This is a genomic window from Ruegeria sp. BB7 (genome assembly GCF_056539365.1).
This window is the reverse complement of sequence record NZ_JBQFUV010000003.1, coordinates 240705-252630: the sequence shown is the minus strand read 5'-3', so window position 1 is coordinate 252630 and position 11926 is coordinate 240705. Positions and strand designations below refer to the sequence as shown.

14 protein-coding genes and 1 pseudogene are annotated in these 11926 nt (G+C 56.2%); 8 read left to right on the top strand and 7 right to left on the bottom strand.

All coding sequences use genetic code 11. The features are described 5' to 3' along the window. Positions 1-590: 590 nt before the first annotated feature. Positions 591-1049, top strand: a pseudogene (locus ACR0D7_RS09180) (ATP-binding protein); the annotation flags it as partial. 267 nt (positions 1050-1316) lie between these two features. Here the strand turns inward: ACR0D7_RS09180 and ACR0D7_RS09175 are convergent. Next, the gene (locus ACR0D7_RS09175) at positions 1317-1586 is read right to left on the bottom strand and encodes a DUF2312 domain-containing protein (protein ID WP_170384729.1); all 270 of its coding nucleotides are present in this window, start codon (positions 1584-1586) and stop codon (positions 1317-1319) included. 161 nt (positions 1587-1747) lie between these two features. On the opposite strand from ACR0D7_RS09175, the gene ACR0D7_RS09170 reads away from it, so the two are divergent. Next, positions 1748-1966, top strand: a complete 219-nt coding sequence (locus tag ACR0D7_RS09170; protein WP_170384730.1) for a hypothetical protein — start codon at positions 1748-1750, stop codon at positions 1964-1966. 9 nt (positions 1967-1975) lie between these two features. Here the strand turns inward: ACR0D7_RS09170 and ACR0D7_RS09165 are convergent, their stop codons facing one another. Next, complete coding sequence (locus ACR0D7_RS09165) at positions 1976-2191, bottom strand: hypothetical protein (RefSeq protein ID WP_170384731.1); 216 nt, start codon at positions 2189-2191, stop codon at positions 1976-1978. A gap of 245 nt (positions 2192-2436) precedes the next feature. On the opposite strand from ACR0D7_RS09165, the gene ACR0D7_RS09160 reads away from it, so the two are divergent. Genes ACR0D7_RS09160 through ACR0D7_RS09145 form a run of 4 tightly spaced genes read left to right on the top strand, consistent with a single transcriptional unit; the run spans position 2437 to position 4624 of the window. Next, positions 2437-3300 (top strand): MBL fold metallo-hydrolase, encoded by an 864-nt coding sequence (locus tag ACR0D7_RS09160; RefSeq protein ID WP_170384732.1) that lies wholly within the window; start codon positions 2437-2439, stop codon positions 3298-3300. A gap of 29 nt (positions 3301-3329) precedes the next feature. After that, entirely contained in the window at positions 3330-3752 is a 423-nt protein-coding gene (locus ACR0D7_RS09155) for a YeeE/YedE family protein (RefSeq protein ID WP_480678746.1), read from the top strand. Next, entirely contained in the window at positions 3752-4183 is a 432-nt protein-coding gene (locus tag ACR0D7_RS09150) for a DUF6691 family protein (RefSeq protein WP_480678745.1), read from the top strand. Before ACR0D7_RS09155 ends, ACR0D7_RS09150 begins: the two co-directional genes overlap by 1 nt. Positions 4184-4192: 9 nt before the next feature. After that, entirely contained in the window at positions 4193-4624 is a 432-nt protein-coding gene (locus tag ACR0D7_RS09145) for a protein tyrosine phosphatase family protein (RefSeq protein ID WP_170384735.1), read from the top strand. A 1-nt stretch (position 4625) separates the two neighbouring features. Here ACR0D7_RS09145 and ACR0D7_RS09140 read toward each other — a convergent pair whose 3' ends face one another. From ACR0D7_RS09140 to ACR0D7_RS09120, 5 genes are all read right to left on the bottom strand, one after another. Beyond that, on the bottom strand, positions 4626-5732 hold the full coding sequence (locus tag ACR0D7_RS09140; RefSeq protein ID WP_480678744.1) for a FliM/FliN family flagellar motor C-terminal domain-containing protein: 1107 nt from the start codon (positions 5730-5732) through the stop codon (positions 4626-4628). A 77-nt stretch (positions 5733-5809) separates the two neighbouring features. Continuing rightward, a complete protein-coding gene (locus ACR0D7_RS09135) occupies positions 5810-8482 on the bottom strand; it encodes an ATP-binding protein (protein WP_480678743.1) in 2673 nt (890 codons plus the stop codon). Then, positions 8470-8784 (bottom strand): hypothetical protein, encoded by a 315-nt coding sequence (locus ACR0D7_RS09130; RefSeq protein ID WP_480678742.1) that lies wholly within the window; start codon positions 8782-8784, stop codon positions 8470-8472. Before ACR0D7_RS09130 ends, ACR0D7_RS09135 begins: the two co-directional genes overlap by 13 nt. Further along, on the bottom strand, positions 8781-9161 hold the full coding sequence (locus ACR0D7_RS09125; RefSeq protein WP_170572737.1) for a response regulator transcription factor: 381 nt from the start codon (positions 9159-9161) through the stop codon (positions 8781-8783). The genes ACR0D7_RS09130 and ACR0D7_RS09125 overlap by 4 nt, the downstream gene beginning before the upstream one ends. A 77-nt stretch (positions 9162-9238) precedes the next feature. Next, on the bottom strand, positions 9239-10534 hold the full coding sequence (locus tag ACR0D7_RS09120; RefSeq protein WP_480678741.1) for a short-chain fatty acyl-CoA regulator family protein: 1296 nt from the start codon (positions 10532-10534) through the stop codon (positions 9239-9241). Positions 10535-10738: 204 nt separating this feature from the next. Here ACR0D7_RS09120 and ACR0D7_RS09115 point away from each other — a divergent pair, with 204 nt between their 5' ends. Beyond that, on the top strand, positions 10739-11275 hold the full coding sequence (locus tag ACR0D7_RS09115; RefSeq protein ID WP_170384741.1) for a helix-turn-helix domain-containing protein: 537 nt from the start codon (positions 10739-10741) through the stop codon (positions 11273-11275). 150 nt (positions 11276-11425) lie between these two features. Continuing rightward, a complete protein-coding gene (gene accB / locus ACR0D7_RS09110; RefSeq protein ID WP_480678740.1) occupies positions 11426-11926 on the top strand; it encodes an acetyl-CoA carboxylase biotin carboxyl carrier protein in 501 nt (166 codons plus the stop codon).

Genomic DNA, 11926 nt, shown 5'->3' with positions numbered 1-11926 from the left:
CCGAGCTTCAAATCACCACCACAATTGTGGTGAATCGGCCCGATGACCGCATCTCTCTTATCAAAGCGACCTAAACTGTCCCATTGGGGCTGACGTCAGACACAAACCAAGACTAGTTTCGAATTTAGCTGCTCTAGCCCGGTGACTCATGTTACCTGCGCGCCAAACACAGGGCAAAACAAGACCCACTACATATGCCATAATCCCAACAATAAGTGCCACACCGTCAAGGTCCACATGCTGAACAATTGGCCGGGCCGCTCGTACAACCTGACGAACAGGAGGTCGTCAAGCGGATAAAAGCTTCCCTAACTCGGTACCTTCCCGATTTTTCTGTTCTGTGATCTCGTTGTCAAAAGAGTTTCGCTGTTCGCAAATCATTGCGCGTGGACGGTAAAGCTAAGTCCCTGAAGTGGCCATTCGCGGGCTGACCAGATTGCCCCGTATCTCGAAAACTGCAGTGCTTGGCTGTGAATGCCCGCGTAGGACTGAAATCTGTCTTTGTCTGACGCTTTGCGAACGGCAGCTAAGTTGGCAAAGTTGGAATTGCGAAGTTCGGTTTTGAAAATCTGCATCGGGGCTGAATCTGCCTCAACACGGCGCGGTCACCGGCCTCCGCGAGCCTCTATAGTTTCGACTTCACTGCAATCCCAATCCTTAACAAGATGTAGATGTTGGAGCTGGCACGCTGCGAATGGAACGACCAATGCGAGAAAGTCATTGCCCTCAGACCCGGCGGCGGCCATCGTGCATAAGCTTATGAAAGCCCGCTACAAGTGCCAACTTCCGCGCCTTTAAAGCAACTGGTGAAGCAGACGTTCTTGGTCATCACCGAACTGGGCTTCGTACCCCTCGGCAAGATCGACGCAGAGCTTCTGTTCGGGCTGATCTCGCAGCGATACGAGCGCGGCTCCATCCTGATCACCAGCAACCTCTTGCTCGACGTGTGGCCAGAAAAATTCGGGCCAGAGCGTCTGATCGAAGCCTTACTCGATAGGCAGATTCATCACGTCAACTTCCTCAAAAAGAACGGCGACCGCTACCGCTAGGCGCTACACAGCTCAAAGACAACTCTTGAAATGGAACTTAGATTGGTCTCGGCGGGCTAAGGCACCTGAAACGGCAGGGTTTTGCTCCGCCGCTTACATGCCTTTAAGACTTTAGCAAGGTTAGCCGCACTGCCATCTGGGGCTTCGAAAATTGAGGTCTCGGCCCAAACGGCAGTGCTATGTTCTGCTTTGTGGTGTTTGCCTGCGTCACTCACCAAGCGGTAGGCAAGTTACCTTAGGTTTCAAGGCTGCATCATTGACCCGGCTTCAGCTCATGCCCAGAGCTTCTTTGTACATCTCCAGAACCGCTTCTTCCTCGGCGATATCGTCCTTGTCGCGCTTACGCAGTGCGATCACCTTGCGCATGACTTTGGTGTCATAACCGCGGGCTTTGGCCTCGGCCATCACCTCTTTTTGCTGTTCTGCCAAGTCTTTCTTTTCAGCATCCAAGCGTTCAAACCGCTCAATGAACTGGCGCAATTCACCCGCAGTAACGCGGTAGTTCGCAGCGGCCTGATCTTCGGTTATGTCATCCATTTACGTCTCTCCCCGAGGTAGATTTCTGATGCTGTGTCAGCGGGCACAACGCCGGATACATTGCCGCCGCTCAGGCCGCAAGCACCCATTCCACTTGGGCTTGTACCACCCGTAGTGATCCGCTAAGCGCAGTTGAACGTGACAAGCAAATGTGGGGAACCATGTTCGAACTCATCACCTGGGGCGGTGCAGCCCTGTCGCTGGCTGGGCTGCTGGGCCTTGTGTGGTGCATTATGCGTGTGATGAAAGCGCGCAAGTCCGGGTTGACGGATGATGAACTGCGCGCCGTCGTTCAAGGCGTATTGCCGTGGAACCTAGCCTCGCTTTTCTTGTCGGTGCTCGGCCTGATGGTGGTGATCGTTGGGATTTCCTTCAGCTAAACAAAGACCTTAGACTGGAAGGTTGTCGAAACGCGCTTCCATAGCGTCTTCGCACAAGGCCGCATCCAACTGGCGCAGGCCCAACGGGACATGCATCCCCTCCTTGCGCATCCGCTCGATCACTTTGGTTACACTGGGCTGAAGGGCAAGACGCGTGTTCAGGCACGCACCTTTCAGCTTTTCCTGTAGTTGTTCGGCTTCTGAGTATAAATTGATTGATGACATTTCCATCCTCCCAAATGTCTCCATATTTGCTGATATATGTAACCGTTTTAAGACCCGCTTAGATTGACCAATAATCGCGCGGAAAACCGCCTGTTCGTCAGACTATTTCGGCGACGAAAGGACGATTTGATTAAATATTAGCCACATTACGGTTAACCTGCCTTGACCAGCATCAAATCACATACGGTTGAATATATTATATTCCATAATTAGTATATGAAAAATCGACGTCGGCGGAGGGGCTCATGACTCCAATAGTAAAAGCGTTTTTCGATCCCGAAACCTTTACGGTTTCTTATCTGGCACAGGAACCAGAAGGTCTTGCCTGCGCAATCATCGATAGTGTTTTGGATTTCGACCACGCCTCGGGGCGAACAGACACACATTCGGCCGATCAAATTATCGACTATGTGCAAGCAAAGGGTTTGCGGGTCGAATGGATCTTGGAAAGCCACGTTCACGCTGACCACCTGTCCGCTGCTCCCTACCTGCAACAGAAACTGGGTGGTAAAATCGGGATCGGTGATCAGATCGTCACCATTCAGGAAACCTTTGGCAAAATCTTCAACGAAGGGACCGAGTTTCAACGTGATGGCAGTCAATTCGACGCCTTATTCCGCGAGGGCGACAGCTTTCACGTAGGCCAAATGCGTGGGGATGTGTTGCACACGCCTGGGCATACTCCGGCTTGCCTAACCTATGTGATCGGCGACGCGGCCTTTGTCGGAGATACTCTATTTATGCCCGATTTTGGAACCGCACGTTGCGATTTCCCCGGCGGATCATCCGAGAAGCTATACGCTTCGATCCAAAAAATCCTGTCACTGCCGGATCAGACGCGTGTCTTTGTAGGTCATGATTACAAGGCCCCCGGTCGCGACGAATTTGCCTGGGAAACAACGATCGGCGAACAGAAGGCTTTGAACGTTCATATAGGTCAGGGTCGGTCGATTGAAGAATTCGTCGATATGCGCGACGCGCGCGATGCCACGTTGCCCATGCCACGCCTGATCCTGCCCTCGCTGCAGGTCAACATGCGCGCGGGTCAGATGCCCCCATCGGATGAAAATGGCGATGTATTTCTGAAGCTTCCGCTCAACAAACTCTGAAATCCCTGCGGTCGGACAAAGGACGCAACATGCAAATCGAATGGCTTTGGGGTCTTGGCGGGGGCCTGCTTATAGGGCTGGGTGCCGCCGTCTATCTGCTGGGCAACGGGCGCATCATGGGGGCCAGCGGCATTCTGGGCGGGTTGGTTGACAATAGCGACCGCTCGTTGGAACGGCTAAGTTTTCTTACAGGGGTGATTGGGATGCCCATTTTGTTGAGGCCCTTTTTTTCGCCCGCACCCGAGACTCACCTGACTAGCAACATTGTGATTGTGATTGTTGCCGGGCTGTTGGTCGGGGCGGGAACACGCATTGCCAATGGCTGCACGTCAGGTCATGGCGTGTGTGGGATTTCGCGGTTTTCCCTGCGCGGTATCGTGGCAACAATTTTTTACATCGCCGCCGGAGCGGTGACGCTTGCTTTGCTACGCCACATCTGGGGAGTGATCTGATGCGAGCGCTTATTTCTCTATTGGCGGGATCACTGTTCGGAGCTGGCTTGCTGATCTCAGGCATGACAGACACCACCAAAGTGCAGGGCTGGCTGGATATTTTCGGGCAATGGGATCCGACGCTGGCCTTTGTAATGGGGGGTGCGATCCTTCCAATGCTAATTGCATGGCATTTGACAAATAGTCGAAAGCCTTTGACCGGCGGGCAATTTCCGTCAAAAGCCACTACCGAATTGGACCGCCGCCTGATCCTGGGCTCCATCTTGTTTGGCATGGGTTGGGGGCTTGCTGGACTTTGCCCCGGGCCTGCGCTGGCCTCTCTAAGCTATGGTGGGGTTGGAGGCATCCTTTTCCTTATCTCGATGATTTTTGGAATGTACGCAGCTCCGACCTTGGGTGCGCAACTGGACAGAATCGCCAACGCGGCATAAGCAATTGCCATGGAGATTCGCCCGATTACCCCCCGCTACGCTGTCTCGCCGCAAATCACGGTCGAGGACGTTCCAGCCATTGTCGAAGCAGGCTTCGTCAAGGTCATCTGCAACCGACCGAATGTTGAAGTTCCACAGAACATGCAGTCTGATGCAATCGGAGAAGCGGTGCGCGCAGCGGGTCTGGAATACGAAGTGCTGGAATTGACGCACCAGACCATGACACCCGAAAACGTGGCCCTGCAACGAGAGCTGGCTGAAAGCTGCAGCGGGCCTGTTCTGGCCTATTGCGCCTCGGGCACGCGGTGTTCGGTAGTTTGGGCATTGGGTCAGTGCGACCGGATGAGCACCGACGACATTTTGGACGCAACCCACAAGGCTGGCTACGCGTTGGACAATCTGCGCCCAGTTCTTGATCAGACCCGCAGCAGCGCAGAGTGATCTAACCAAGGCTGTCCGGCTCGTGCCTAGGATACGCCAATCCTGCAAGCTCCGAAATCTCGGCGGCCATCTGATTTGAATCGGCGAAATTCAGGTTCAACGCTGCGTCGCTGGATGCAACTGATTCCAAGCTATCTGGAGCTGGCGGTATGTCAGTTTGCAAGGGCATGTCCAACCCACGCTGTAGCGGCTTTGTCGTACGTGCCTCTCGAAAATCCTCCGCACCGGGCTGTGTGAGTGCAGACAGAGGCGCGTACTCGTTCAGGCGCACCGCGCGCATTCCACCGCACTGGCCCAAACGCCCAATTGCCGCGCGCCTGCGGTCGATTGTCAGAACCTCAGTGCGATCTAGTCTAGATCCAGTCAAGGGTAAGATATCACCTACTCCAAGGTCAGACAGCGACGCCAGTGGCAATGTCATTCGGGAAATCACAGTATCCAGCTCGGCCCGTAACACGCCGGAGGCTTTCTCAAGAACTGGCCCGGTGCTTTCATTCGTTGTCGCGTCTTCCTCCGCATTGGGTAGCTCGGGCAAAAAGACGGAAATACGCCCCTGCCGCAGTCCTCCGCCCAACTCTACCGTCAGCTCAAATACCCGATACATGTCCTCCACCAATGCCAACGACATTGCGCGGAAATCGTCCAATCGAAACGAGTATTCGTAGCCTGACAAGCTGGATTGATCCGCTTGCGTATCCACCAACTCGACCGCGCGCATCAAGGCCTCTTCGACCAGAGGCGCGATCATCGCCCCGTCCGTGTGCGTAAACGGACGAGAGACAGGGGTATCAGACAACACTTCTCCGATCGTCTGTACCTGCACAATGGCGGAAGCAGCACCCATGTCCATGCACGCGGCGGCGATCACACCATTGCCGTTCACAAACTGCAATATCAGCCAGTCATCCCCAATCCGGTCTATCAGCGCCTCGGTTGCGCGAATCGATTGTTTTGCGCCGATCACGGTAAGGGGAAGTTGCAACCTGTCCCCGGCTGCCCGCGCAAAGGCGAGGCGCAGCGCCCGCAGGGCTGAACGCGGCTTGTCGCCTTGTTCTTCCTGACCGACCGAAAGCTTGCGCGCCAAAGCCGTACTGACCGTTTGCGTCATGCTGGAAACCGTTGTGTGTTGCTGTAACTGACCTCTGGTCTAACCCGCTGTGGGTTACAAATGTCTTTACATCCGCCCTATTGGGCTGCCTGCCGATACGCCATCGGCAGCCGGACGCGGAACGCCGCTCCGCCCTGTCCTGGCAAGTAACTGATCTCACCGCCCAGACGCTGCATGATCTCGCGACAGATCGCCAGCCCAAGCCCTGCGCCACCCGCTTTATCCACGCCGACACGTGCAAATTTCTCAAACACCATCGACCGGGCCTCGGGCGGGATGCCGCTTCCATTATCTGCGAAATCGATAATAACCTGGCCACCGACATCGTGTGCCGAAATCGTCAAGACCGGTTCTTCGGCATCACAGTATTTCTGGGCATTTGAAATCAGGTTGATGAATACCTGCCCTAACCTGTCCAAATCGGTTTGCAATGGGATACGCTCGGATGCTTTGGTGCGCTGCACGGTCAGCGTCTGCCCGGCTCCGGCCAGCGCGCTGGACACTGCCCGATCCAGCACGGAACGCAGCGTGTCACCGCCCACATTCAGGTTAACCCGGCCGCTTTCCAACACGCTCAGATCCAAAAGATCATCCAGCAACCGTGTCAGGCGCAAGGCTTCGTCATGAATGATCGCGGCATAGCGTTTCTGTTCCTCATGGCTTAGCCCGTCAGAGTCCCGCATGATTTCGGAAAAGGCTCGGATCGAGGTCATTGGGGTGCGCAGTTCATGGCTGACCTGACTGAGAAAGCTGTCTTTCTGCTCCGATATCTGAGTCAACTTTGTATTCGCCTCACGCAATTTCCGAGCGGTAAGGGTAAGCTCAGCGGATTTTGCCTCAAGCTGGCTGGAATACTCCAGTAACTGCGCGGATTCATCGGCCACGGCCAGCAGATCTTCGACAGACACCGATGACCCGCCGACGATCTGGCCAATCATCGCGTGGGCCGTTGCCGCACCGACAGAACCACTCAGTTCACGTTCCAAGCGCTCCAAAAAAGAGGGGGTGGGCTCAGGCAGGCTGGTCCTTCCCCCCTGTCTTTCGGCCTCGGCCTGAAAGAACTCTTGCGCCGGAACGGTACCCAGAATGCGTTGGGTCATGATCATTAGGTCTTCACTTTGCGCGACCGATCCGGTCCAGCCACGCGGCGCGACCGAGTGGTCAAAGACATTGACGAATTGCGCCCCCTGCAAACGCTCGAGCGGGCTTGGGAAACTCAGCAGCGATGCGACGCAGAATGCCACGGTGTTCAGGGACAGCGACCACATGACGGTGTGCACCATCGGGTCCATCCCCTCGATCCCGAACAGAGCTTGCGGGCGCAGCCAGCTCCAACCAAAGGGGCCATTTTGCAGGACCGTTTCGGGCATCAAAGCGCTGCCCATCCCCGGTAGCAAAAGCGTATAAATCCACAACAGGAAACCAACGGTCAGCCCCACCAAAGCCCCGGTTCGCGTCGCCCCCCGCCAAAACATTCCACCGACCAGAGCCGGCAGAAGTTGGGAGAAACCAGCAAAGGCCACCAGACCGATTGACGCCAGGGCCGCCCCGCCTCCGGACAGGCGATAGTAGAAAAAGCCCAGCGCCATGATCACTGCGATCGACACACGCCGCGCCATCAGCACGACGTTCCGAACGTCGCCCGACACCGAACCCTCTTGCGTGCTTAGCCAGATCGGCATGACCACATGGTTCGACACCATCGTGGAAAGAGCCATCGCAGTTACAATGACCATGGACGTTGCCGACGAGAACCCTCCGATAAAAGAGAACATCGCCAACCAGTCGTTGCCCTGCGACAAAGGCACCGTCAAAACAAATAGATCGGGGTTCGATCCCGCAGGCAGCAAGTCCAGCCCCACCACGGCAATCGGCACCACAAAGAGGCTCATCAGCAGCAGGTACAGCGGAAAGGCCCAGGCGGCGGTGCGCAAATGCCCCTCATCCGCGTTTTCCACCACCATTACCTGAAACATCCGTGGCAGACACACAAATGCAGCCGCGGAGAGAAAAATTAATGTGGTCCAACGCCCGGCATCTACATTCCAATGACCGATTTCTGACGCGTCAATTCGGTCCATCATAGGGCTTATGCCCCCCGCAACGCCCCAGACGACAAATGCGCCAACGGCAAGCAGTGCGAACAGCTTGACTACCGCTTCCAATGCAATGGCAGTCACAACCCCGTGGTGGCGCTCATTAGCATCCAGATTTCGCGTACCGAATAGGATAGCAAAGACCGCAAGGCCAGTCGCAACCCAGAAGACGCTGGAGCCTTCACGATAAAGCCCCGACGGGTCCGCCTCGGCAAAGATTGAGAACGACAGTGTTATAGATTGCAACTGTAACGCAATGTAGGGTGTCCCCCCCAGTACTGCCAATATCGTTACGCAAATTGCCAGTGTATTGGACTTGCCGTAGCGTGATGAAATCAAATCGGCAATTGACGTTACCCGCTGACTGCGCCCGACCCTTACCAACTTTCGCAGGCCCCACCACCAGCTGACCATCACCAATGTTGGACCGAGATAGATCGTCACGAATTCAAGACCTGACCGCGCGGCGTTGCCTACCGCACCGTAAAAAGTCCAGGCTGTGCAATAGATCGACAGCGACAGCGTGTAGATCAACGGAGATCGCAGCCATGCCCCTCGCCCCGCAGCGGCCATCCTGTCCGCTGCGAAGGCCACACCGAACAACAGCACGACATAACCGAGGCAAACCAGAATCAAGACGTTCAGCGTTGCCATCTGTCCGTCTCTGGCTCCGTGTCTTCAGCTGCACCCAGTCGTTTGGCAGCGAACCCAAACAACAGGCTGGCGATGATCAGGGCAGCCCAACAGGTAAATATATAAAAGATTGCCGATGAAAGTGGCACATCCTCTGGGCCACTCTGGTCGCCAGGCCACAGCAACGGGATCGCCAACAGCGCCGCGCCTAAAAAGGGCAACAGCCGTGCGGCATCCGACAACCTGCGACGACGATAACTCTGCCGCTCTAGAAACAGCGAAGGCCGGGGGCCCGAAGGCGGTCGGACTTCGCGCGAACTCATGACTGCGTCGCCTGTGCGTGAAGATCGCGCACTGCAGTCAACATTTCGGTATTAGAGAATGGCTTGGTCATGAAACGACTGACACCTGCGTTCTCGGCCATCTCGCGATCGCGGGACTGGCCGCGTGCGGTCAGCATCAGGACCGGCAGTTTCTGCATGTCGTCCAACTCGCGTAAATCCCGCAGAATTTCCATCCCGCTCTTGCCCGGCAGCATCACGTCCAGAATGACCAGATCCGGGCTCGCACCTTGAATTACCTGTAACGCATCCGCGCCTTCAGCATGGGTTTCCACATGCCAACCTTCGCGCGTCAGCAAGAAACGAATGGCCTCGGCGATGTTGGGCTCATCCTCAATTAACAGAACCTTACGGCTCATGATTATCTGTCCTCCCCGTGACTGGTCACAAACTGCAGACCTGTCGCCGCCAGCTTACGCGCAGTGTCACGAAACTGTCAAAAACCTTCGCTCAAAATCGACGGTTCACGACGCGACCTGCAGTCGCTGTGCGGGCAGACCCTGCAACTGGGGCCAACGCGGGCAACGGCCTGCTCATCCTGGGCCACGTCCTCAACCGAACGCACCAACATAACCGAGCGATAAACTGGCCCCTGATCATAACTCAGGACAGATTGTGGCCACGCGTAGGCGTAGCAGTCGAATACCGCTGCCGTTCGACCAAGTTGCACCACCCGTTGGTGGATGGGCACCAGCGGACGGTTCAACGCCTGAAACAATGGCCATAAAGGACAAGCCTCACCAAAGCGCGGCATGGCGAACCCCGGTACGGATTTACTGAACAGAATACTGCCGGACGCGTCGCACACCACCAAGCCCGTAGGCCGCCCCAGATAGCCATCTGGTAGAGCGGCAAGCCTGCGCAGCACCGTCGCCAAATCCACCGAGAACCGCGAGGCCAATTGCAGAGGATCCAACGGGGCCTCGGCCAACGCAGCCTGAAGCTTGTCCAGAGGTATTGCCCGGGCATCAGCCGCATAGACATTCAGAAAATCCTGGGCCAGAGATCTTGCCGCTGCGGAATCCAGTTCGCTCAGATCCAGTTTTGCATCACCCCCACTTTCTTCGATCGACGGGAAGTGGTGTCCGTTAGCGTCAAAAAAAGCTTCGACATCCTCCAGCGGCACCCCCCGATGGTCCCCGGCAGAATCGCTTTCGTCCAGATACGCCACTAGCGACTTCGAACTTTCAGCCAGTCGCTCTGCGTCCTGATGAAGGTTGCTATGGAACCGGTCCTGCCACTCGGGCTCGATCTCTTGCGTGTCGGCAAGAATCGCGGCGGTTGAACGAATCGCGGCGGCGGTCGAAAGGACCTCGTGCATAGAGGCGGCCAAATGCGGGTCGTGAGTCAGCCGGTCGGACAGGGTTTCTACCGTGCGTTCCAAGGAAACAACCCGGCGGTGCATCTGGGCCAATACGCCAGCCCAACCGGGGAAACGACCTGCGAACTCTTCCAGACTGTCCAGTTCGGCCTGCTGACCAACGGCATCTGCAGCCGCTTCGCGCAGCGCCGAAATCAACGTGGCCTCGATCCCCTGTGTCAGCACTGATGGCTCCACCGCCAGAGCCCCAGCGATATCAACCAATAACTTGCCGCCGATCCTGCGACGGTTGTGTTCAATCAGATTCAGATAAGAAGCAGAAATTCCGACCTGACGCGCAAGCTCTGCCTGCCGCAGCCCCGCAATCTGACGCCTTTCCCGAATACGGCTTCCCGTCAGCGTATCGCGCACGCCCTTGCCCTTCCCTATTCGATACCTCTCTATGTAAATTAGAGATTTTTTCAGAACTCTTAATGTATTTCTATAGGTTAAACACGGCTTTTCAAATAACGTTTACAACGTTAACATGTCTGATAAGTACAAAGCCCCACGGCGGAAACCAATTTCTGCATACGGCCCCTTCTATTTTCCCTGTTTTCCCGGCACGATAGAAAAATGAGTGACCCTGCATTTGAATATGCACCAATCGGCCTTGTCGAATTGGAGAACCGGATCATCCGGCGCTGCAACTTGCAGTTCGCCCGCACGTTTGGTGGCGAAGAGGAACAGTACCGCAACATGCCGCTATTGCATCTGTACCCATCCGTGGCGGATTGGGAAAGGATCGGTGCACGTGGATTGGAAGTCATGCGAGCGACCGGGTATTACACCGATGAACGGGTTATGCGCCGCCGCAACGGTGACCTTTTCTGGTGCCGAGCCCGCGGCCGGTCGCTGACACCGGACGACCCGTTTCGCCACGGCATCTGGAGCTTCTCTGACATTTCGGAAGAACGCCCGCTGGTCGAACTAACAAAGCGGGAACGTGAGGTCGCCATTATGTCTTGCCGCGGACTGTCCGCCAAGGAAATCGGGGTTGAACTGAACCTCAGCTATCGCACGATCGAAGCCTATCGCGCGCGCTTGTTAGAGAAATTCGGTGCCCGTAAATTACCCGAATTGGTGGCGAAACTTTCGGGAATGCCCCTCTGACCCTATCCCGTCTTCGAAAACTTGGACAAACCCCTACCTGACAGGCCCAGACTGCGCTTTTCATGACGCTGCGCATGGCTTATAACGCTGCCTAATCAGACCAAAGCCCGCAGCAACAGACGGGCCAAAGGGGAACCGTCGAGGACACTCATGACAGACACCAAACACGAAGCGGACGTGGCATTCATCAAGGCACTGGCCGAATTGCTGCGCGACAATGACCTGACTGAATTGCAGGTGAAACGCGAATATGGTGAGGAAGACAGCCTGAATGTGCGCGTCAGCCGCATGAACCAGGTCGCAGCCGCTCCGGTTCAAGTCGCTGTTCCAGCAGCAGCACCTGCTGCCGCCCCTGCCGCCGCTCCGCCCCCTGCTGCCGCCGAGGCACCCGTTGCCCAGGAAGACCCAGCCAGCCATCCCGGCGCGGTGACCTCACCCATGGTCGGCACGGTTTACATGCAGGCTGAACCCGGCGCGCCCGCATTTATCTCGGTCGGTGCATCGGTGTCCGAAGGCGATACACTGCTGATCGTCGAGGCGATGAAAACCATGAACCACATTCACGCGCCCAAGTCGGGCACCATCAAGCGGATACTGGTTGGCGATGGCGACGCTGTGGAATTCGGCACCCCTCTGGTCATTGTTGAGTAA

Excerpts from the sequence above, each read along its gene's own strand:
- ACR0D7_RS09125 (WP_170572737.1), bottom strand. The coding sequence starts at position 9,161 with ATGAGCCGTAAGGTTCTGTTAATTGAGGATGAGCCCAACATCGCCGAG.
- ACR0D7_RS09115 (WP_170384741.1), top strand. The coding sequence starts at position 10,739 with ATGAGTGACCCTGCATTTGAATATGCACCAATCGGCCTTGTCGAATTG.
- ACR0D7_RS09150 (WP_480678745.1), top strand. The coding sequence starts at position 3,752 with ATGCGAGCGCTTATTTCTCTATTGGCGGGATCACTGTTCGGAGCTGGC.
- ACR0D7_RS09155 (WP_480678746.1), top strand. The coding sequence starts at position 3,330 with ATGCAAATCGAATGGCTTTGGGGTCTTGGCGGGGGCCTGCTTATAGGG.
- ACR0D7_RS09140 (WP_480678744.1), bottom strand. The coding sequence starts at position 5,732 with ATGACGCAAACGGTCAGTACGGCTTTGGCGCGCAAGCTTTCGGTCGGT.
- ACR0D7_RS09160 (WP_170384732.1), top strand. The coding sequence starts at position 2,437 with ATGACTCCAATAGTAAAAGCGTTTTTCGATCCCGAAACCTTTACGGTT.
- ACR0D7_RS09130 (WP_480678742.1), bottom strand. The coding sequence starts at position 8,784 with ATGAGTTCGCGCGAAGTCCGACCGCCTTCGGGCCCCCGGCCTTCGCTG.
- ACR0D7_RS09165 (WP_170384731.1), bottom strand. The coding sequence starts at position 2,191 with ATGTCATCAATCAATTTATACTCAGAAGCCGAACAACTACAGGAAAAG.
- ACR0D7_RS09170 (WP_170384730.1), top strand. The coding sequence starts at position 1,748 with ATGTTCGAACTCATCACCTGGGGCGGTGCAGCCCTGTCGCTGGCTGGG.
- ACR0D7_RS09135 (WP_480678743.1), bottom strand. The coding sequence starts at position 8,482 with ATGGCAACGCTGAACGTCTTGATTCTGGTTTGCCTCGGTTATGTCGTG.
- ACR0D7_RS09145 (WP_170384735.1), top strand. The coding sequence starts at position 4,193 with ATGGAGATTCGCCCGATTACCCCCCGCTACGCTGTCTCGCCGCAAATC.
- accB (WP_480678740.1), top strand. The coding sequence starts at position 11,426 with ATGACAGACACCAAACACGAAGCGGACGTGGCATTCATCAAGGCACTG.
- ACR0D7_RS09175 (WP_170384729.1), bottom strand. The coding sequence starts at position 1,586 with ATGGATGACATAACCGAAGATCAGGCCGCTGCGAACTACCGCGTTACT.